This window comes from Roseomonas gilardii (genome assembly GCF_001941945.1).
In the GTDB taxonomy this organism is placed as follows: Bacteria; Pseudomonadota; Alphaproteobacteria; order Acetobacterales; family Acetobacteraceae; genus Roseomonas.
The window spans coordinates 1,692,501-1,710,750 of the sequence record NZ_CP015583.1; the positions used below are offsets into that span (position 1 = coordinate 1,692,501).

Consider the following 18,250-nt stretch of genomic DNA (forward strand, 5'->3'; position numbering starts at 1 on the left):
GAAGATCCGGCGGTCCGCGCGCTTGGCGCGAACAGTGAAACCCCACACGGTTCAAACCGTGCCCGCGCGAAGCCGCGCCGCCTGGACAGGCGGGCGAGGCGAGAGCGGGACGGGGGAGCGGTGATCTTTCACAGGGTGAATAGGATCTGGCACGTCGAAGCGGCCAGGAAGTGCGAGGCAGGCATGCCCCTTTTGGGGTGATGTGTGCGCGGCACGGACTGGCACGGGACGGCGTGTCCGAGAGAGCAAGTTATCGAGTGAACGAGTGTGAGTGACTGAGCGAGTGCCTCGGTGAACTGCTCGCCGCTTGTCCGGTGCGCCTTGGTTCTGCGCGCGGGCGGTGGCGGGAGAGAGATAGAGTGAACAAAGGGCGTTCGGTGGATGCCTTGGCGCCAAGAGGCGATGAAGGACGTGGCACGCTGCGAAAAGCCGCGGGGAGATGCGAGCGATCGTTGATCCGCGGATGTCCGAATGGGGAAACCCCTCCCGAATGGGAGATCCTGCACTGAATTCATAGGTGCTGGAGGCAAACCCGGGGAACTGAAACATCTCAGTACCCGGAGGAAAAGACATCAACAGAGATTCCGCGAGTAGTGGCGAGCGAAAGCGGAGCAGGCCAGTGATTGTGCGAGAAGAAGCCGAACGGTCTCGAAAGGCCGGCCAGAGCGGGTGATAGCCCCGTAGGCGTAGTGTCTGGCATGATCCTCGAGTAGGGCGGGGCACGTGAAACCCTGTCTGAACGTGGGGGGACCACCCTCCAAGCCTAAATACTCCTTGGCGACCGATAGTGCACAAGTACCGTGAGGGAAAGGTGAAAAGCACCCCGACGAGGGGAGTGAAAGAGACCTGAAACCGAGCGCCTACAAGCAGTCGGAGCACTCTTGAAGTGTGACGGCGTACCTTTTGTATAATGGGTCCGCGAGTTTCTGTTGGCAGCAAGCTTAAGCCGAGAGGTGTAGGCGCAGCGAAAGCGAGTCTGATAAGGGCGCTTGAGTTGCCGGCAGAAGACCCGAAACCGAGTGATCTAGCCATGGCCAGGTTGAAGGTGGGGTAACACCCACTGGAGGACCGAACCCACGCCTGTTGAAAAAGTCGGGGATGAGCTGTGGCTAGGGGTGAAAGGCCAATCAAACTCGGAAATAGCTGGTTCTCCGCGAAATCTATTGAGGTAGATCGTCGTCCGATTACCTTCGGAGGTAGAGCACCGGAAGGGCTAGGGGGGCCCAAAGCCCTACCAAACCCTACCGAACTCCGAATGCCGAAGAGTACAGGACGGCAGACAGACAGTGGGTGCTAAGGTCCATTGTCGAGAGGGAAACAGCCCAGACCACCAGCTAAGGCCCCCAAATCGTGGCTAAGTGGGAAAGCATGTGAGACGGCCAAAACAACCAGGAGGTTGGCTTAGAAGCAGCCATCCTTTAAAGAAAGCGTAATAGCTCACTGGTCTAATCAGCTGTCTTGCGGCGAAAATGTAACGGGGCTCAAGCCACGTGCCGAAGCTGTGGATTGCACGCAAGTGCAGTGGTAGCGGAGCGTTCCGTAGGCCTGCGAAGGGAGACCCGTGAGGGCTCCTGGAGGTATCGGAAGTGCGAATGCGGACATGAGTAGCGATAAACAGGGTGAGAACCCCTGTCGCCGAAAGTCCAAGGGTTCCTGCGCAAGGTCAATCCGCGCAGGGTGAGCCGGCCCCTAAGGCGAGGGCGAAAGCCGTAGTCGATGGAAACCAGGTGAATATTCCTGGGCCTGACAGACGTGACGGCTGCCAACCGTTGTTCCTCCTTATCGGATTGGAGGGGCAGCCAAAGCAGCCCAGGAAATAGCGCTGTCGAGAAAGACCGTACCCGAAACCGACACAGGTGGACTGGTTGAGAATACCGAGGCGCTTGAGAGAACTATGCTGAAGGAACTAGGCAAATTACTCGCGTAACTTCGGGATAAGCGAGACCCCTTCTTGCGCAAGCAAGGTGGGGTGGCACAGACCAGGGGGTAGCGACTGTTTAGTAAAAACACAGGGCTCTGCGAAATCGAGAGATGACGTATAGGGTCTGACACCTGCCCGGTGCCGGAAGGTCAAGGGGAGATGTGCAAGCATCGAACCGAAGCCCCGGTAAACGGCGGCCGTAACTATAACGGTCCTAAGGTAGCGAAATTCCTTGTCGGGTAAGTTCCGACCTGCACGAATGGTGTAACGACTTCCCCACTGTCTCCAGCATAGACTCAGCGAAATTGAATTCCCCGTGAAGATGCGGGGTACCCGTGGTCAGACGGAAAGACCCTATGAACCTTTACTGCAGCTTCGCAGTGGTGCCAGGAAGGAACTGTGTAGGATAGGTGGGAGCCATCGAAACCCGGGCGCTAGCTCAGGTGGAGGCAACCTTGAAATACCACCCTGTTTCTTTCTGGCATCTCACTGAGCCCGGTTAGCCCGGGCCAGGACCCTGCGTGGTGGGCAGTTTGACTGGGGCGGTCGCCTCCCAAAGTGTAACGGAGGCGCGCGATGGTGGGCTCAGGCCGGTCGGACATCGGCTGTTGAGTGCAAAGGCATAAGCCCGCCTGACTGCGAGCGCGACAGCGCGAGCAGAGACGAAAGTCGGCCTTAGTGATCCGGTGGTCCCGCGTGGAAGGGCCATCGCTCAACGGATAAAAGGTACTCTAGGGATAACAGGCTGATCTCCCCCAAGAGTCCACATCGACGGGGAGGTTTGGCACCTCGATGTCGGCTCATCGCATCCCGGGGCTGGAGCAGGTCCCAAGGGTTCGGCTGTTCGCCGATTAAAGCGGTACGTGAGCTGGGTTTAGAACGTCGTGAGACAGTTCGGTCCCTATCTGCCATGGGTGTTGGAGACTTGCGAGGATCTGTCCCTAGTACGAGAGGACCGGGATGGACGTACCTCTGGTGCACCGGTTGTTCCGCCAGGAGCATCGCCGGGTAGCTAAGTACGGAACGGATAACCGCTGAAGGCATCTAAGCGGGAAACCAGCCTCAAAACCAGGTCTCCCCAAGGGCCGTGGAAGACCACCACGTCGATAGGTCGCAGGTGGAAGTCCGGTAACGGATGCAGCCGAGCGATCCTAATCGCCCGATCGAACTCCATCACTCCCCCGCCGCCGCAGTCCCCCTCAACAAGGGACACCGCGCGCAGCACCAAAGCGCACCCGCTCAGTCAGCAACACACACTCACAACACCCGATACCCCGCTCCCTCCAGCCCCAAAGCCCCATAAAGCCACAAGGCCCAGATCCTCCATCACCCAGCGCATCAGGTCGGTACACTACACACACCTCCACGGTTCCCATCCGGTGGCCTGGTGGCCCTAGCGAGGCTGCCACACCCGATCCCATCCCGAACTCGGCCGTGAAACGCCTCAGCGCCCATGGTACTGCGTCTCAAGACGCGGGAGAGTCGGTCGCCGCCAGGCCGCCCGATGGGAACCTACACACACAACACACCGACCCGATCGCCATCACCGCATCACACACTCACCCAACGCGGGGTGGAGCAGCCCGGTAGCTCGTCAGGCTCATAACCTGAAGGTCACAGGTTCAAATCCTGTCCCCGCATCCAAATCCCACTTACACCATAACAATACCACAACCCCACAGCCCCCTCAGCAGGGGGGTGGTCAAACATCTTCCTTCACGCGGCGCCGTATCATCAGCTTCTGCAACTTCGGGAGCCGGTCGCCGATCCGCCGTAGCTTCACCTGAGGGCGCGGCGGGATAGCCAGTTTTGCGCCTTCAGGGCCATGCTGCAGCATCAGCACCCGATGATGGAAGAACTCCAGTCCAGGCCTGTGGCCAATGGAGATCAGCGCCGAATCCGGCAGCTCCTCGATCAGCATCCGCATCATCATGTTCTGGTTCTCCTCGTCGAGGGCGGCCGTCGCTTCGTCCATGAAGATCCAGTGCGGTCTCTGAATGAACAGGCGGGCGAAGGCGAGGCGCTGCTGTTCTCCCAGGCTCAGCAGCTGGTCCCAACGTTCCTCCTGGTCAAGGCGGTCGCATAGCTTGCCCAGGCCCACGCGCCGCAGGGCCGCGCAACTGATCTCGTCATCAGCCTTTTCCGCGCCCAGGGGATAGGCCAGGGCATTCCGCAGCGATCCAAGTGGCAAGTAGGGACGCTGCGGCATGAAGATGGTGCTTTCAGCCGGCGGCATGCGGATCTCGCCACTGCCCCAGGGCCAGACACCGGCGAAAGCACGGAACAGCGTGCTCTTGCCTGTCCCTGATTCCCCTTTGATCAGCACACGTTCGCCAGCCTTTATCTCGCCGGAAGCCTCGGCAATCACCACGGAGCCGTCGGCGAAAGCCACCTGCACATCCCGGAAGGACAGGGTCTCGGGTTCCTTGCCGCCTGCCTTGACGATGCTGCGTGCGATCACCGGGTTCTCGGGCCGCGAAACCATCCCCTCCACCTGCTTCAGCGCCTCATGGAAGGTGAGGAGCCGCTCGACGCTGCTGCGCCATTCGGCGAGGCGAGGGAAGTTGTCCACGAACCAGTTCAGGGACGACTGCACCGAGCCGAAGGCAGAGCCGATCTGCATCAGCCCGCCCAGGGTGATCGCACCGGAAAAATAGGACGGCGCCGCGACCACGGTCGGGAAGACATAGGTCAGCATCCCATAGGCGCTCGTCAGCCACATCAGGCGGCGCTGGCTCTGCATCAGCGCCTTCACCGCTGCGGCCGTATGGGCGAAGATTCCGTCGAGCGTCCGTCTCTCGTCGCGCTCTCCGCCGATCAGCGCGATACCTTCGCTGTTCTCCCGCGCCCGCACCAAGCTGAACCGGAAATCCGCCTCGCGCGATGTACGGTGGAAGTTCAGCATCACCATCGGCCGGCCGACGAGGTAGGTGAGGGCAGACCCTACCACCGCATAGATCAGCGCCGCCCAGACCATATAGCCGGGGATCACGACGTCACGCCCGAAAAGCGTGAGATAGAGCGGCCCGGAGATGGTCCAGAGAATGCCGATAAAGGCGATCAGCATCACCACGGCGTTGAAGATGCCGGTCGCGAAATCCAGCGCCATTTCTGTCGCGGCGCGGACATCCTCGGCGATCCGCTGATCGGGATTGTCCGCTCCCCCGGCCTTCTCCATCTGGTAGTGCCGGGCGTCGGTCATCCAGGCGCCGATCAGCTTCCGCGTCAGCCATTGCCGCCAGCGGAGCTGCGTGAGCTGCTTCACATAGAGCTGGTAGACCGCCGTCACCATCGAGGCGAGGGCCAGCAGCAGGAACAGCCACATCTGCCAGAAGAAGGCGTCCCGGTCGCGGTTCTCCAGCGCGTTGAAGAAATCGCGGTTCCAGAGGTTGAAGCGGATCTGGATCAGGATCTGCAGCAGCGTCAGCAGGAAGAGACCCAGCACCATCCAGCGCGCGGAACGCTCCTGCCAGAAATAGGCGCCGGACAGTTTCAGGAAGCCGCGCAACGCACCGGTCTGGATCTGCACCTCACGGGTGCGTGGGTTCACGGACGTTTCTCCGCGGAGCCGGCCAGAGGGCCCAGCGCCGCAAGGTTGTCGCCGATGCGTTCTGCATCCACCGCCCGGCCATGCTCGCCACTGACGCCACGGCCGGAGGCGGCGATCTCGCGGCCGACCGTCAACCGGTCTCCCATGACCTCCGCGACGCTGGGCGGCAGGCGGATCACCATCCCGTCCTGCAGGATGACCCCCATGCTGTCGCCCTGGGGCGTGTAGAGGGGCGCCACGATCTGGCCGGAAACCTCGACCTCCTGCTGGCCGGAACGGTAGGTGCCGATGCCCCAGCTTGGGCGCTCCACGAAGCGGGGCGTCGAATTGGTGTCCTTCGCCCAGGCCAGCATGATGATCACCGGCGCCTTGCGCGCCCGGATGCCCCAGACGACGATGCTCTGGCCCGGTTCGATCTTGCGCGCCACCTCGTTGCCGACGGGGCCAGGCAGAATGATCTGTGGCCCTTCGCGGAACAGCAGCCGGTCGATCTTGCCCTCAGGATTCAGGAGGTAGCGCTCGACCACCCCCGTGAAGGACGGAAGCTGGGTGGGGTCGAACCACAGCCTCCCATCCTCCGTGCTGGGCGGCGCGACGCTGCCACCCGGCTGGCTGCCGCGGCTGGACTCCTGCGCCAGCGCAGCCCCGGTGGCCAGGCCACCGAAAGCGAGCACCAGGAAGGGGACCGGCCGCCACACGTCACACCCAGCCGCGTCCCGCGACCAGCGAGATCAGGAAGAGCACGAGGAAGATGACGAAGAGGATCTTGGCGATACCACTGGCGGCGGAGGCCACGCCACCGAAGCCCAGCACGCCGGCAACCAGGGCAATGATCAGAAAGATAACAGTCCAGTAAAGCATGGCAATGTTCCTCAACCTTGCGGTCGGTGAACGTGCGCCCCCAGGGCCAGTTGCCGAGCATTCTTCGGAAGACCGCAACGTGTTCCGCGTGTCACAGCCAGGCCCATTCCGGAAGGCCGTGGAGAAGGCGTAGGACAGGGGCCGGCTTCACTGGGAGCCCTTCGTCGCCATGCTTGGTCGATGTCCCCGGCGGCGTTGCCGGCCGCCGGGGGGAGGGGTCAGCCGAGCTGCACGCCGCCGGAGACCGCCTGATAGGTGGCGATGGCCAGGGCCACCGGCTCGAAGGGCTTGCTGATGATGAAAGCCGGCTCCAGCCGCTCCGCCGTGAGCAGACGCTCCGGATAGGCGGTGACGAAGATCACCGGGATCTTCTGCTCGCCGAGAATGCGCTCCACCGCTGTGATCCCGTCACCGCCGGGGCCCAGATTCACATCCGCGAGGATCAGGCCGGGACGCAGCGACCGGGCCAGTTCCACCGCTTCCGTCTCGTCGGAGGCCATGCCGACCACGTGATGACCGCAGCCTTCCACGAGCTGGCGGATGTCCATGGCGATGATCGGCTCGTCCTCGATCACCAGCACGTCGGTCGCGGCCGTGGCGCGTAGCACGGAATGCGCTGTCTCCAGCTCCGCTTCCGCTTCCGCCTGCTCCAGGCCAAGGACCAGGGCCGCGTCGCGGATCGGCAGATCCTCCAGGGCGGTAAGGAGCAGGAGCTGCCGCTGGCGCAGGCTCATCGTGCCCTTGCCCCTCCCGGCATCCACCTTTCCATCACCCTCCCGGCTTCCGCCTTCCGCCGCGACCCTCGCGGTCACGCCCGCATAAAGGGCCAGATGGCCCGGTACCGGCGGCAGTCCCGCGCGCAGCGCCTCCGCCACCAGCTTGTCGCCCGCCTCCTGCCCCCCTGCGAGAGCGCGTGCATAGCGCCGTGCGTAGGGCAGGGCCCGGAGAAGCTCTCCCTGCGTGACAGCGTTCATCGTGCTACTCCCTCACCGGCGCCTCTTCCGCGCCCTCGACCGAAGATAAGAATGGACCAACCCAGCATCGATTTTCGCGCCGGCCTCGCACAGCTTCTTCCCGATCTGCGTGCCTTCGGAAGATTCCTGGCACGCGACGTTACTGTCGCTGACGACCTGGTCCAGGAAACCCTAGTTCGGGCACTGAAAGCGGAAGCGCAATGGCAGGCCGGAACAAGCTTGCGTGCGTGGAGTTTCAGCATCTTGCGCAATGTTTTCTACGAGACCCGCCGCCGTGGCGCGAGCGAACGGCGGGTACTGGACGCCGTCCGTCCGGAGGAGGAGGAGCGGGTCGAGGGCGGCCAGCACGCCCGGCTGGAAGTCGCCGGGCTGGACTACGCTCTGGCCAGCCTACCGGCGGAACAGCGCGAGGCACTGGTGCTGGTGGGCGCGCTGGGCTTTTCCTATGAGGAGGCCGCCGGGATCGCAAGCGTGGCGGTGGGCACGCTCAAGGCCCGCGTCTCACGCGCCCGTGTCCGGTTGGCGGCCAGCTTCGCCCCCAAGGAAGGCGGACCCAATCTGCCAACCGATTGAATTTTAACCAAAACAGAAAAAGGCGAAAAATCGCTCCGTCAGCGGCAACCGATTTTCGTGCTCGTGCATTGATCTCGTGAAGGCCGGCTTTTTCCGGCCACGACATGCGGAGTAGCGACATGAGCCAGACCGCCGACACCCAGACCGCGACGTACGAAGGTGAGTTCAACTTCCACGACCTGCTCACCACCACACTGCCGCGGCTCCGGGTGCAAGCCCTGGCACTGACGCGTAACCGTGCGGATGCGGACGATCTGGTGCAGGCCGCCGTGACCTCAGCCCTGGCGGCGCGTCACTCCTTCACCCCCGGCACCAATTTCGGCGCCTGGATGTTCCGCATCCTGCGCAACCGCTTCATCTCGGATATCCGCCGCAAGCGCGAGACGGCCGATCTGGACGATGTGCCGAGCAGCGCCTTCGCCCGTCCGGGAGCGCAGGAGGACAGCCTGGTGATGCGCGAGCTGCGCATCCACATGGCCCGCCTCCCGGTCGAACAGCGTACCGCGCTGGTGATGGTGACGGTGCAGGGCATGTCCTATGAGGAAGTCGCGGCAGCGATGAACTGCGCCGTCGGCACCGCGAAGTGCCGCGTCTTCCGCGCTCGCCAGACGCTGCAGCGCTGGCTGACTGGCGAGGAGCGTGGTAGCGCTCGCAACACGACGAGCCGTGCGGCAGCCCAGCCGCGCCGCACCGCTGTCTCGGGCAAGGGCCGCGCTTCTGTGGTGGCTGATGAAGGGGATCGGGCAACCATCTTCGGTTAATGGACGGAAAACCGAAAAAAAAGGGACGTCCCATGCCGCTGGCCGGTCGGGGGCCTGAGGAAGCCGGGCGGCATTCAGAGAATGCCCCCGACGCCGCCTTCAACAAATGGCTCCAGATGGGCTTGCACACCATGTTCGATGACGTGGCAAGCGAGCCGATTCCCGAAGATCTCCTGAAGCTGATCGAGAGGGACCGAGAAAAGTGACGGGTAGGCCCGTCCCGCCAAGGCGCGCGGGGCGGGTCGTCGGTTTCCTGGCGGGCATCCGGGGTCGTATGACCGCCCTGCTCATGGCGGCTGGCGTGCCCGTGCTCGTGATTGCCGCCACCAACGCCATGCAGGGACGTGAGGCGACCTTCGAGGAGGCCTCGCGCCGCTTGGCGACGCAGCGGGAACTCGTGCTTGTCCAGGCGGCCGCCAAGGTCGATGGCATGAGCGCGATGTTGCAATCCCTTTCGCGCATCGATCTTCCAACCCGGGGTGCCGGCGAAAGCTGCGCGAGCGAGCTGCACCGCGTGCTGGACCTCTATCCCGGCCGCTATGCCAACCTTTGGATCTCAGACGGGCAGCACGATCACATCTGCTCCGCGGTGCCGGAGGCGAGCACCGTCATGCCACCGCGGGACCGCATCAGCGTCGCCCTGTCCAGTGGCCTCCCGGCTTTCGGCGACATCATCCCGGCGGATGGCGACCAGCACGCCCGGCTGCCCTTCGCCCTGGCGCTTTCCCGCCCCTCCGGTCAGCCCCGGGTGCTGGTGGGGGGCACGCTGCTGCTCAGCAGCTTCCTCCGCCCCGGCCTCTACCCTATCCCTGGGCAGTTTTCCTGGTTGGTAGACGGGCAGGGGGAGGTAGTTCCGCTGCAGGGTGGCGAGGTGAATCTCGCGCCGCGCGACCTGTCGATGCTAAGTCCGGCGGACAGCGTCGTGCAGGCCACCGCGCGCAACGGCGCGGAGATGTCCTATGCCATCGCGCCCTTCGGCCCGGGTCTGAGGATCGTGGTAGGCCAGGCCTACGAGCCGGTCCGCGCCACCGCCTGGAGCACGCTGCTGCAAAGGCTGGCAGAACTCTCTGCCTTCCTTCTGGCCTGTCTGGTGGCGATCGTGGTGGGCGCCGATCTCGGTCTGGTCCGCCCGCTGCATTCGCTGACAGAACGTGTGAAGCGCTGGCGTCCCGGTATGGTCTTCGAAAAGGCTCCCAACGGCATCGAGCCTCGCGAGGTGATCGAGCTGGAGCAGGCCTTCGACGAGGCGACACGGGCATTGGCGGCGCGGGAGACGGATCTCGTCGATGCACTGGACCAGCGGGACGCGCTGATGGCCGAGATCCATCACCGGGTGAAGAACAACCTGCAGATCGTCTCCTCCCTGCTGAATCTTCAGGCCAACCGCATCCGCGATTCGAAGGTGCAGGCGGAGTTCCGGGCGGCGCGCGACCGGGTGCGCGCCATCGGGACCCTGCACCGTTATCTCTACACGCAGCAGTCCTTCGAGGCGATCGCGCTGCGCCCTTTCCTGGAGGAGCTGGCGACGCAGCAGTTCTCCTCGCAGGGGGAGGTCGCCGGCGAAAGGCTGCGGCTGCGGATCGAGGCGGAGGGGGACCTGCGGATCTCCACCGACCAGGCGGTGACGGTGGCGCTCTTCGTGACCGAGGCGGTCAGCAACGCCGTTGCCCATGCCTTTCCAGGTGAGGCCACCGGCACCATCACCGTACGCGTCACGCAGGAAGGTCCGGACGTCATCCTCGATGTCCAGGACGACGGCATCGGCCTCCCGGCGAGCGAAGCCGTGCCGCGCGGCCTGGGCCTGGGGCTTCAGCTCCTGGACGGCTTCGCCCGACAGCTCGGCGGGCGCCTGTTGCGGGAAGAGGGGCCCGGCACCTGCTGGCGCGTCCGCTTCCCGCTACGTGAACGCGCGGCCCCCGCCCGGAACCCCGGGGACCGGCCGCGCCGGGCCGCCTGACCGATCCCTCCGGACGGGGCCGACCTGCTCTCCGGAAGGCCGCCCATCATGGCCGCCCGACCACAGGCCTGCACCCTCGCGCGGTGTGCTCTCGCCAAGCGGCAACCGGTCCCGCAACGTGACGTTGCGAATTCGACCGCGTGACCACAGGAGACGACGATGTCAGAGCAGTCCCAGCCCGGCTCGGAGGCCAGGGCACAGGTGGAGGCCACGGCCTCCGACGTGCGCGCCCAGATCGCCGATCTACGCCGCAAGGTGGAGGGGCTTCTCGCCGAGCGCACCGATTCGCTGAACCGCGGGGTGGACCGCGTGGAGGCCTATGCCGGGGATGTCGCCGAGTCGGTGCAATACCGCTACGACGATTTCCAGGAACGGGTGCGCGAACGGCCGGTGACCTCGCTGTTGATCGCGGCGGCCATCGGCTATGCCGTCGCCCGCCTGACGGGGCGCTGAGATGATGCTGCGCGCGCTCCGCCTCGTGGGCATGGCGGCCCAGGCCGAAAGCCGCCGCCTGAAGGTGCAGGCCGGGAGCAAGATCAACCAGCTTCTCTACTGGCTGATCGCTGCCGTCTTCGGCATCGCGGCCTTCATCATGCTGCATATCCTGATCTACAACTTCGCCTTCTTCCATGCGGGGGCCGTGGGCGCCGCGGCGATCCTGCTGGCCGTGGACCTGGTCCTGGCGCTGGTGCTGGCGCTGCTTGCCTCGCGCGGCGGCCATTCCAACGCGGAGATCGAGGCGCGGGCGGTGCGCGACGTCGCGCTGTCGGGCGCGGCGGAGGAAGTCTTCCTCGGCGTGGCCCGCAAGAGCGCGCCGATCGCCGTTCTGGGCGGCATCCTGCTGACGCTGCTGCGCCGGCGCTGACGTCCAGCCTCCGGAGGCCCGTCGCCTTGGCGGCGGGCTTCATGCGCCGGCATTTGACCGTTGCGCCCGCGACCGGGAGGATGCGCCCGACACAGCCCCGGCGCCGCCCCGTCACCATGATCTTGTCCGGACAGGCGGAAGGCGCGGTGCCCCCGGAATGGCTGGCAAGGAGACGCATATGGCCGAATATCCCTTCACCGCCGCGGATCTGGACGCCCTGCGGCAATGGGACACGCCCACGATCTGCAATGCGCTGGAACTGGTGGTGCCGCACCGCCGCGGCTACGGCTTCACCATCCGCCCGCTGGTCGCCTCCGACCCATCGCTGAAGCCGGTCTGTGGTCTGGCACGCACCGCGACGATCCGCGCCGCCTCGCCCTCCGGCCGGGCGCGCGAGGTGGACCGCGCGGCCCGGCTCGGCTGGTACGAGTATGTCGCGGATTCGGCGATGCCGACCGTGGTGGTGATCCAGGATCTCGACGACACGCCCGGGACCGGCGCCTTCTGGGGCGAGGTCCATACCAACGTCCACAAGTCGCTGGGCGCGCTGGGTGTCGTCACCAACGGCTCGATCCGCGATCTCGATACCGCCGCCCCGGGCTTCCAGATGCTGGCGGGGGTGGTGAATCCCTCCCATGCCTATGTGCATATCGTGCAGTACGGGCAGGAGGTCTCGGTGCATGGCATGGCCGCCCACCATGATGCTGTGGTGCATGCCGACCGGCACGGCGCCGTGGTGGTGCCGCATGACGCGGTGTCCAAGCTGCCCGCCGCGATCGAGCTCTGCATGCGGCGGGAAGCGGTGGTGCTGGACCTGTGCCGCTCGCGCGATTTCTCCGTGGCGGCCCTGAAGGAAGCCCTGTCGAAGGCCGACGAGATCCACTGAAGGCTCCGCCACGCCCCCCGAAGGGGGCGCGGCGGCCGGCCTGTCAGGCGCGCCGGAACTCCAGCACGCGCGACCGGTGCGAGGCGAGACACAGCCGCCCCTCGCCGGTGGGGAAGAGGCAGATCCGCATGGTCGAGCCGTTATGCGTGCGCGAGGCCAGGGCGCGGCCCCCTGGCAGCGGCGTCAGCATGGCGCGCACGCCCGGGATGCCGGGCAGTTCGGCGCTGCCATCGGCCTGGATGCTCAGCCGCGCGCCATAGGCATCGTCTCGCCATTCGCCGACCAGGGAGGGGTCCAGCGGCAGCCCCTGCGGCACCGGCAGGAGGTGCTGCGCCATGCGGCCGACATGGCCGCGCAGGCTCCCATCCGCCTCCGCGCGCAGGCTGGCCTCCAGATAGACGGGCAGGGTCCGCACCCCACCCGCCCCATCCGCGAAGAGCCGGTCCGTGGTCCCCATGAAGGTGACGGTGTCGTCTGCGGCCTCGGCCCAGAAGGGGCCGCTCTCGGCGGCGTAGAGGCCGGTGGGCAGGCTGGCCGCGGCGGGCAGGGCGCGCCCAGTCCAGGCCGAGACGATGCGCAGGGCGTTCCAGAGCGGGTCCGCATCCTCGCGGTTGCAGAGCACCACCACGCCCAGGCCGAGCGAGGGCGAGAGGAGGATATGGTCCTTGTAGCCGGGCAGGGAGCCACCATGCCCGAAGAGCGGCACATCCCCGGCCAGATCGGGGGCGTTCAGGCCCAGCCGGTAGAAGCCGCCCAGCGGCTCCCGCACCGCCGTCAGGCGCGCGAGCATCCCCTCCAGCGGCCCGCGCCCGGCCAGCAACGCCGCCCCCCAGCGCGCCAGGGTGCTGGCGCTGCCCGCCAGCCCGCCGGAGGGCGAATATTGCAACCCGTAGCGCCCACGGCGCCATTCGCTGCCGTCGTGCCAGTAGCCGGTTGCGAGGTCGGCGACCGGCTCGGCTTCGTCCTCGGGGAAGCGGATCGCCTCCAGCCCCAGCGGGCGCAGCAGCCGCTCGCGCAGCAGTTCCGCATAGGAGCGCCCCCGCTGTTCCGGAAAGACATGCTGCACCAGCCGGTAGCCCGTGTTGGTATAGGTCATCTCCGTTCCGGGGATGCCGTTGATGCCGGGCAGGCGGCGGATGGCGTCGAAGGCTTCCGCCCGCGTGATCGAGGCGGAGGAGGGAAGGCCCGCCAGGGACAGCGTCTCCATCAGGTCCGGCAGGCCGCCGGTCATGTCCAGCGCCTGGCCCAGCGTGACGCCGCCCACGGCCTCCGGCAGTTCCGCCACGAGCGATCCCAGCGGCGCGGCGAGGTCCAGCCCTTCCAGCAGCACGGTGGCGGTGCAGAACTGCTTGCTGATGGAGGCCCAGCGGTTCGGCGTGTCCGGCGTGAAGGGCGTGCGGGTTTCCAGCGAGGCGAGGCCGCCGCCGAAGCCTTCCAATACCCCATCCGGCCCGAACAGCACGATGGCGCCGCCGGGCCCCCCGGCCTCGGTCCAGTCCTGAGTGATGGCGCGGGCTTCCCCGGCGGCACGGCGTGGGTCCAGGGCGATCATGCGGCGACTCTCCTTGACGCGTCGGCGCGCATGGCGGGCCGGCGCGGGCGCGGCGTCAAGCGGGGGCGCGCGGGCTTGGCAGTGGAGAGGCCTTGCGCCATGCCGGGACGGCCATGCCCGATACCACCCTTTCCCCGGATCGCGCCGCGCTCCGCCTGCCGCAGGCGGGGCTGCTGCCTTCCTACGCCGCGGCTCTCGCCGAGGGCTTCGTTGCCGACGGCGGCGGCTTGCCACCGGAGGATGGGCTGCTCGCCCACCTGACATCGCTGAACGACCCGGAGACACCTGTGCGCCTGCCGGATGGCAGCTTCGTGCGGAAGGTGCCGGCCACGCATTTCTGGCTGGCCATCGGCGACATGTTCATCGGCACGGTGAACTGCCGCTATGCGCTGACCCCCTATCTGCGCCGCCGTGGCGGCCATATCGGCTATGCCGTCCGGCCCGGGCTGCGGGGGCGGGGCTTCGCCACGCGCGGCCTCGCCCTGGCCCTGGCGCATATGCGGGAGCGCGGCTTCGAGCGGGTGCTGCTCACTTGCCGCCCCGACAACACCCCATCCCGCCGTGCGATCGAGCGGGCCGGGGGCGTGCTGGAGGACGAGGCACCGGATGCGGTGAGCGGCGAGCCGGTCCGTCGCTACTGGATCGCGCTCGGGGAGGGGCCGGCGCTGCCTCCCTCCGCTCCGGAAGCGCTTGACCCGGAGCCGGGGGCGGCGTAGAGCCCCCGTACCCGGGACATGTCCCGCAACCCGGTCGGCTGCCCTGTGCGGCCGGCTCCGCCGCTCCGCGAAGGCTCGCGCAGCGGCGCGAACGGCATTGGAGTTTCGACCGCCGCATGTTCGAGGCGCTGTCAGGCAGGCTGAATGGGGTGTTCGACCGGCTTCGCCGGCGTGGCGCCCTGTCCGAGGCCGACGTGGCGGAAGCGCTGCGCGAGGTTCGCGTGGCGCTGCTGGAGGCCGACGTCGCCCTGCCGGTGGCGCGCGACCTCATCAACAAGGTCCGCGAGCGTGCCGTCGGGGTGGAGGTCATCAAGTCCGTCTCCCCGGCGCAGCAGGTCGTGAAGATCGTCCACGACGTGCTCGTGGAGGCCCTGGGCGGCGGCGAGGGCGACGACGGCAAGCGCGGCATCGACATCGCCGCGCCCGCGCCCGTCGCCATCCTGATGGTCGGCCTGCAGGGCTCGGGCAAGACCACCACCTCGGGCAAGATCGCGCTGCGCCTCCGCTCCCGCGAGCGCAAGAAGGTGCTGCTGGCCTCGCTGGACGTGCACCGCCCGGCCGCGCAGCTCCAGTTGGAGACGCTGGCGAAGCAGGCCGAGGTCGGCTCGCTGCCGATCGTCGCCGGGCAGGGGCCGCTGGAGATCGCCGCCCGTGCCCTCGATACGGCGCGGCGCGAGCTCTACGACGTCGTCATCCTCGACACCGCCGGCCGGCTGGCGATCGACGAGGCCCTGATGGCCGAGGTCGCCCAGGTCAAGGCCATGGTGAAGCCGCACCAGACGCTGCTGGTGGTGGACGCCATGACCGGCCAGGACGCGGTGAACACCGCCCGCGCCTTCCAGGAGAAGGTGGGCGTCAACGGCATCGCCATGACCCGCGTGGACGGCGATGCCCGCGGTGGCGCGGCGCTGTCCATGCGGGCCGTCACCGGCGCGCCGATCCGCCTGCTGGGTGCCGGCGAGAAGCTGGACGCGCTGGAGGATTTCCACCCCGACCGCATCGCCAGCCGCATCCTCGGCATGGGCGACATCGTCTCGCTGGTGGAGCGTGCGGCCGAGACCATCGACCGCGAGCAGGCCGAGAAGCTGGCCGCGAAGATGCAGAAGGGTCAGTTCGACCTGGAAGACTACGCGAACCAGCTCAAGCAGATCGGCAAGATGGGCTCGCTTTCCGGCATCCTCGGGATGCTGCCCGGCATCGGCAAGATGAAGGCGCAGCTCGAGAACGCCAATCTCGACCAGTCGATCCTGAAGCGTCAGGCGGCGATCATTTCCTCGATGACCGCGTCGGAGCGCCGCAAGCCGGACATCATCAAGGCCTCGCGCAAGAAGCGCATCGCGGCCGGTTCCGGCGTGACGGTCCAGGAAGTGAACAAGCTGCTCAAGCAGTTCGACGACATGTCCGCGATGATGAAGCGGATGAACAAGCTCGGCCAGAAGGGACTGATGCGCGGGGGGCTTTCCGCCCTGCTGCCCGGTGCCGGTGGCCGACGGCCCTTCTAACCTTCCCAGTTATCGAGAGAGGACTATCTCATGGGACTTAAGATCCGCCTCGCCCGCGCGGGCGCCAAGAAGCGCCCCTACTACCACATCGTGGTGGCCGACAGCCGCTCCCCGCGCGACGGCCGCTTCATCGAGAAGCTGGGTTCCTACAACCCGATGCTGCCGGCCGACCATGCCGAGCGCATCCGCCTGCACGACGAGCGCATCGCCCACTGGCTGAGCCAGGGCGCGCTGGCCACCGACCGCGTGGCGAAGTTCCTCGGCAAGGCCGGCCTGGCCCCGATGCCCGAGTTCCGCGAGCAGCCGAAGCAGTCCGCGCCGAAGAAGAAGGCGCAGGAGCGCGCCGCCGCGGCCGCCGCGAACGGCTGATCCCGGCTTACGGAGGTTCCTGAGGCACACCGATGGGCGCGAAGCGTATCCTGGTGGGCGAGTTCGGCCGGCCCCATGGCGTGCGGGGGCTGCTGCGACTGCGCTCCTTCACCGAGGCGCCGGAGGCGATCGCCGCCTATGGCACGCTGACCGACGAGAGCGGCCAGCGCAGCTTCGCCGTCGAGGTGCTTCCGGGTGGCCTGGCGCGCGTGCGCGGCGTGGGTGACCGGGACGCCGCCGCGCGGCTGACCGGGGTGAAGCTCTACGTGCTGCGGGATGCCCTGCCGCCGACCGACGAGGACGAGTTCTACCTGTCCGACCTGATCGGCCTTTCGGCCGTGGGCGAGGACGGGGCGCTGCTCGGCCGCGTCATGTCGGTGGAGGATTTCGGCGCCGGTCCCTTCCTGACGCTGCGCGACACGAAGGGCCGGGACCGGGAGATCCCCTTCACCCGTGCCTGCGTGCCGGTGGTGGATCTCGCCGCGGGCCGCTGCACGGTGGTGGTGCCGGAGGAGATCGTGGTGCAGCCCGAGAATGCTTCGGAGAAGGGCGAGGGAGAGGCCGCATGAGCTGGCGCGCCACCATCCTGACCCTCTTCCCCGAGATGTTCCCGGGCACGCTGGGCCATTCCCTGGCCGGCCGCGCGCTGGAACGGGGCGACTGGAGCCTGGAGGCGCGGCAGATCCGCGAGTTCGGCACCGGACGCCACCGCAACGTGGACGACACGCCCTTCGGCGGCGGCGCCGGCATGGTGATGCGGCCGGACGTGATCGACGCGGCCTGCGGGGCCGTCATGGCGGAGGGCGGCCAGCGGCCGCTGCTCTACATGACGCCGCGCGGGCGGCTGCTCGACCAGGCGCTGGTGCGCGACCTCGCCGCCGGGCCGGGGGTGGTCGTGCTCTGCGGCCGCTACGAGGGCCTGGACCAGCGCGTCATCGAGGCGCGCGCCATGACCGAGGTCTCGGTCGGCGACTATGTCCTGTCCGGCGGCGAGCCGGCGGCCATGGTCCTGCTCGATGCCTGCGTCCGGCTCCTGCCCGGCGTGATGGGAGCCAGCGAGAGCGGGGAGGAGGAGTCCTTCTCTCACGGCTTGCTGGAATACCCGCACTACACCCGCCCGGCCGAGTGGAACGGCCGCCGCGTGCCCGACGTGCTGCTTTCCGGCCATCATGCCGAGGTCGCATCCTGGCGCGCGGCGCAGTCCGAGGCCGCCACACGCCTGCGCCGCCCGGATCTCTGGGCCCGCCATAAAGCATTCGTGGAAGCGCCCGACGCTTCCCAGATCAACGGTTAAGACGAGGACAACACAGATGAACCTGCTTCAGCAGTTCGATGCGGACCAGAAGGCCCGCCTGACCGCGAGCCGCGCCACCCCGGCCTTCCAGGCCGGCGACACGGTGCGCGTGATGGTGAAGGTGGTCGAGGGCGAGCGCACCCGCACCCAGGCCTATGAGGGCGTCGTGATCGCGCGCTCCAACAAGGGCCTGCACAGCAACTTCACGGTCCGCAAGCTGTCCTATGGCGAGGGCGTGGAGCGCGTCTTCCCGCTGTACTCCCCGAACGTGGCGGAGATCACCGTGGTCCGCCGCGGCAAGGTGCGCCGCGCCAAGCTGTACTACCTGCGTGGCCGCACCGGTAAGTCCGCCCGCATCGCCGAGCGCACCATGACTCGCGAGACCGCCACGCCGGCGGCAGCGGCGGCCGCGCCGGCGGAGGCCACTCAGGGCTGAGCCCGCAAGGCCCGCTCCGGCAACGGGGCGGGC

18 protein-coding genes, 1 tRNA gene and 2 rRNA genes are annotated in these 18,250 nt (G+C 67.1%); 16 read left to right on the plus strand and 5 right to left on the minus strand.

Annotation, left to right across the window (positions count from 1 at the left end; translation table 11 throughout):
* Window positions 1-354: 354 nt before the first annotated feature.
* From RGI145_RS07625 to RGI145_RS07635, 3 genes are all read left to right on the plus strand, one after another.
* A 23S ribosomal RNA gene (locus RGI145_RS07625) occupies window positions 355-3,097 on the plus strand.
* A gap of 207 nt (window positions 3,098-3,304) precedes the next feature.
* Window positions 3,305-3,419, plus strand: a 5S ribosomal RNA gene (gene rrf, locus RGI145_RS07630).
* A gap of 69 nt (window positions 3,420-3,488) precedes the next feature.
* Window positions 3,489-3,565: transfer RNA gene (locus RGI145_RS07635), tRNA-Met, on the plus strand.
* Window positions 3,566-3,623: 58 nt separating this feature from the next.
* On the opposite strand, the gene RGI145_RS07640 is transcribed toward RGI145_RS07635, so the two are convergent.
* From RGI145_RS07640 to RGI145_RS07655, 4 genes are all read right to left on the minus strand, one after another.
* Complete coding sequence (locus RGI145_RS07640) at window positions 3,624-5,471, minus strand: ABC transporter ATP-binding protein/permease (protein ID WP_075797884.1); 1,848 nt, start codon at window positions 5,469-5,471, stop codon at window positions 3,624-3,626.
* On the minus strand, window positions 5,468-6,169 hold the full coding sequence (locus RGI145_RS07645; RefSeq protein WP_075797885.1) for a hypothetical protein: 702 nt from the start codon (window positions 6,167-6,169) through the stop codon (window positions 5,468-5,470). Before RGI145_RS07645 ends, RGI145_RS07640 begins: the two co-directional genes overlap by 4 nt.
* A gap of 1 nt (window position 6,170) precedes the next feature.
* Entirely contained in the window at window positions 6,171-6,332 is a 162-nt protein-coding gene (locus RGI145_RS07650) for a DUF1328 domain-containing protein (protein WP_019462915.1), read from the minus strand.
* Window positions 6,333-6,550: 218 nt separating this feature from the next.
* Window positions 6,551-7,306 carry a PhyR family response regulator anti-anti-sigma factor gene (locus tag RGI145_RS07655; RefSeq protein ID WP_075797886.1) on the minus strand — a complete coding sequence of 252 codons (756 nt, stop codon included), beginning with the start codon at window positions 7,304-7,306 and terminating at the stop codon, window positions 6,551-6,553.
* 51 nt (window positions 7,307-7,357) lie between these two features.
* Here RGI145_RS07655 and RGI145_RS07660 point away from each other — a divergent pair, with 51 nt between their 5' ends.
* From RGI145_RS07660 to RGI145_RS07685, 7 genes are all read left to right on the plus strand, one after another.
* Window positions 7,358-7,879, plus strand: coding sequence for a sigma-70 family RNA polymerase sigma factor (locus RGI145_RS07660; RefSeq protein WP_075797887.1), 522 nt, complete (start codon window positions 7,358-7,360; stop codon window positions 7,877-7,879).
* 119 nt (window positions 7,880-7,998) lie between these two features.
* Window positions 7,999-8,640, plus strand: a complete 642-nt coding sequence (locus RGI145_RS07665; RefSeq protein WP_075797888.1) for a sigma-70 family RNA polymerase sigma factor — start codon at window positions 7,999-8,001, stop codon at window positions 8,638-8,640.
* Window positions 8,641-8,672: 32 nt separating this feature from the next.
* Window positions 8,673-8,846, plus strand: a complete 174-nt coding sequence (locus RGI145_RS25415; protein ID WP_167668250.1) for a NepR family anti-sigma factor — start codon at window positions 8,673-8,675, stop codon at window positions 8,844-8,846.
* Window positions 8,847-8,914: 68 nt separating this feature from the next.
* Window positions 8,915-10,597, plus strand: a complete 1,683-nt coding sequence (locus RGI145_RS07670) for a sensor histidine kinase (RefSeq protein WP_075797889.1) — start codon at window positions 8,915-8,917, stop codon at window positions 10,595-10,597.
* 159 nt (window positions 10,598-10,756) lie between these two features.
* Window positions 10,757-11,050 (plus strand): hypothetical protein, encoded by a 294-nt coding sequence (locus RGI145_RS07675; RefSeq protein ID WP_027280862.1) that lies wholly within the window; start codon window positions 10,757-10,759, stop codon window positions 11,048-11,050.
* A gap of 1 nt (window position 11,051) precedes the next feature.
* On the plus strand, window positions 11,052-11,462 hold the full coding sequence (locus RGI145_RS07680; RefSeq protein ID WP_027280863.1) for a hypothetical protein: 411 nt from the start codon (window positions 11,052-11,054) through the stop codon (window positions 11,460-11,462).
* Window positions 11,463-11,640: 178 nt separating this feature from the next.
* Complete coding sequence (locus RGI145_RS07685) at window positions 11,641-12,348, plus strand: RraA family protein (RefSeq protein ID WP_075799929.1); 708 nt, start codon at window positions 11,641-11,643, stop codon at window positions 12,346-12,348.
* 43 nt (window positions 12,349-12,391) lie between these two features.
* Here the strand turns inward: RGI145_RS07685 and RGI145_RS07690 are convergent, their stop codons facing one another.
* Window positions 12,392-13,900, minus strand: coding sequence for a serine hydrolase domain-containing protein (locus RGI145_RS07690; RefSeq protein WP_075797890.1), 1,509 nt, complete (start codon window positions 13,898-13,900; stop codon window positions 12,392-12,394).
* Window positions 13,901-14,013: 113 nt separating this feature from the next.
* Here RGI145_RS07690 and RGI145_RS07695 point away from each other — a divergent pair, with 113 nt between their 5' ends.
* The 6 genes from RGI145_RS07695 (at window position 14,014) to rplS (ending at window position 18,217) form a co-directional block, all read left to right on the plus strand.
* Window positions 14,014-14,616 carry a GNAT family N-acetyltransferase gene (locus tag RGI145_RS07695; RefSeq protein ID WP_075799930.1) on the plus strand — a complete coding sequence of 201 codons (603 nt, stop codon included), beginning with the start codon at window positions 14,014-14,016 and terminating at the stop codon, window positions 14,614-14,616.
* 116 nt (window positions 14,617-14,732) lie between these two features.
* Window positions 14,733-16,118 carry a signal recognition particle protein gene (ffh, locus tag RGI145_RS07700; protein ID WP_075797891.1) on the plus strand — a complete coding sequence of 462 codons (1,386 nt, stop codon included), beginning with the start codon at window positions 14,733-14,735 and terminating at the stop codon, window positions 16,116-16,118.
* A 30-nt stretch (window positions 16,119-16,148) separates the two neighbouring features.
* The gene (gene rpsP / locus RGI145_RS07705; RefSeq protein ID WP_019462903.1) at window positions 16,149-16,487 is read left to right on the plus strand and encodes a 30S ribosomal protein S16; all 339 of its coding nucleotides are present in this window, start codon (window positions 16,149-16,151) and stop codon (window positions 16,485-16,487) included.
* 32 nt (window positions 16,488-16,519) lie between these two features.
* A complete protein-coding gene (rimM, locus tag RGI145_RS07710) occupies window positions 16,520-17,056 on the plus strand; it encodes a ribosome maturation factor RimM (RefSeq protein ID WP_075797892.1) in 537 nt (178 codons plus the stop codon).
* Window positions 17,053-17,781, plus strand: coding sequence for a tRNA (guanosine(37)-N1)-methyltransferase TrmD (trmD, locus tag RGI145_RS07715; protein WP_075797893.1), 729 nt, complete (start codon window positions 17,053-17,055; stop codon window positions 17,779-17,781). Before rimM ends, trmD begins: the two co-directional genes overlap by 4 nt.
* 16 nt (window positions 17,782-17,797) lie before the next feature.
* Complete coding sequence (gene rplS / locus RGI145_RS07720; protein ID WP_075797894.1) at window positions 17,798-18,217, plus strand: 50S ribosomal protein L19; 420 nt, start codon at window positions 17,798-17,800, stop codon at window positions 18,215-18,217.
* Window positions 18,218-18,250: the final 33 nt, after the last annotated feature.

Coding starts and splice junctions, on each gene's coding strand:
- trmD (WP_075797893.1), top strand. CDS start 17,053: ATGAGCTGGCGCGCCACCATCCTGACCCTCTTCCCCGAGATGTTCCCG.
- RGI145_RS25415 (WP_167668250.1), top strand. CDS start 8,673: ATGCCGCTGGCCGGTCGGGGGCCTGAGGAAGCCGGGCGGCATTCAGAG.
- RGI145_RS07695 (WP_075799930.1), top strand. CDS start 14,014: ATGCCCGATACCACCCTTTCCCCGGATCGCGCCGCGCTCCGCCTGCCG.
- RGI145_RS07650 (WP_019462915.1), bottom strand. CDS start 6,332: ATGCTTTACTGGACTGTTATCTTTCTGATCATTGCCCTGGTTGCCGGC.
- rimM (WP_075797892.1), top strand. CDS start 16,520: ATGGGCGCGAAGCGTATCCTGGTGGGCGAGTTCGGCCGGCCCCATGGC.
- rplS (WP_075797894.1), top strand. CDS start 17,798: ATGAACCTGCTTCAGCAGTTCGATGCGGACCAGAAGGCCCGCCTGACC.
- RGI145_RS07655 (WP_075797886.1), bottom strand. CDS start 7,306: ATGAACGCTGTCACGCAGGGAGAGCTTCTCCGGGCCCTGCCCTACGCA.
- RGI145_RS07670 (WP_075797889.1), top strand. CDS start 8,915: ATGACCGCCCTGCTCATGGCGGCTGGCGTGCCCGTGCTCGTGATTGCC.
- rpsP (WP_019462903.1), top strand. CDS start 16,149: ATGGGACTTAAGATCCGCCTCGCCCGCGCGGGCGCCAAGAAGCGCCCC.
- RGI145_RS07680 (WP_027280863.1), top strand. CDS start 11,052: ATGATGCTGCGCGCGCTCCGCCTCGTGGGCATGGCGGCCCAGGCCGAA.
- RGI145_RS07665 (WP_075797888.1), top strand. CDS start 7,999: ATGAGCCAGACCGCCGACACCCAGACCGCGACGTACGAAGGTGAGTTC.
- RGI145_RS07685 (WP_075799929.1), top strand. CDS start 11,641: ATGGCCGAATATCCCTTCACCGCCGCGGATCTGGACGCCCTGCGGCAA.
- ffh (WP_075797891.1), top strand. CDS start 14,733: ATGTTCGAGGCGCTGTCAGGCAGGCTGAATGGGGTGTTCGACCGGCTT.
- RGI145_RS07675 (WP_027280862.1), top strand. CDS start 10,757: ATGTCAGAGCAGTCCCAGCCCGGCTCGGAGGCCAGGGCACAGGTGGAG.
- RGI145_RS07660 (WP_075797887.1), top strand. CDS start 7,358: ATGGACCAACCCAGCATCGATTTTCGCGCCGGCCTCGCACAGCTTCTT.
- RGI145_RS07690 (WP_075797890.1), bottom strand. CDS start 13,900: ATGATCGCCCTGGACCCACGCCGTGCCGCCGGGGAAGCCCGCGCCATC.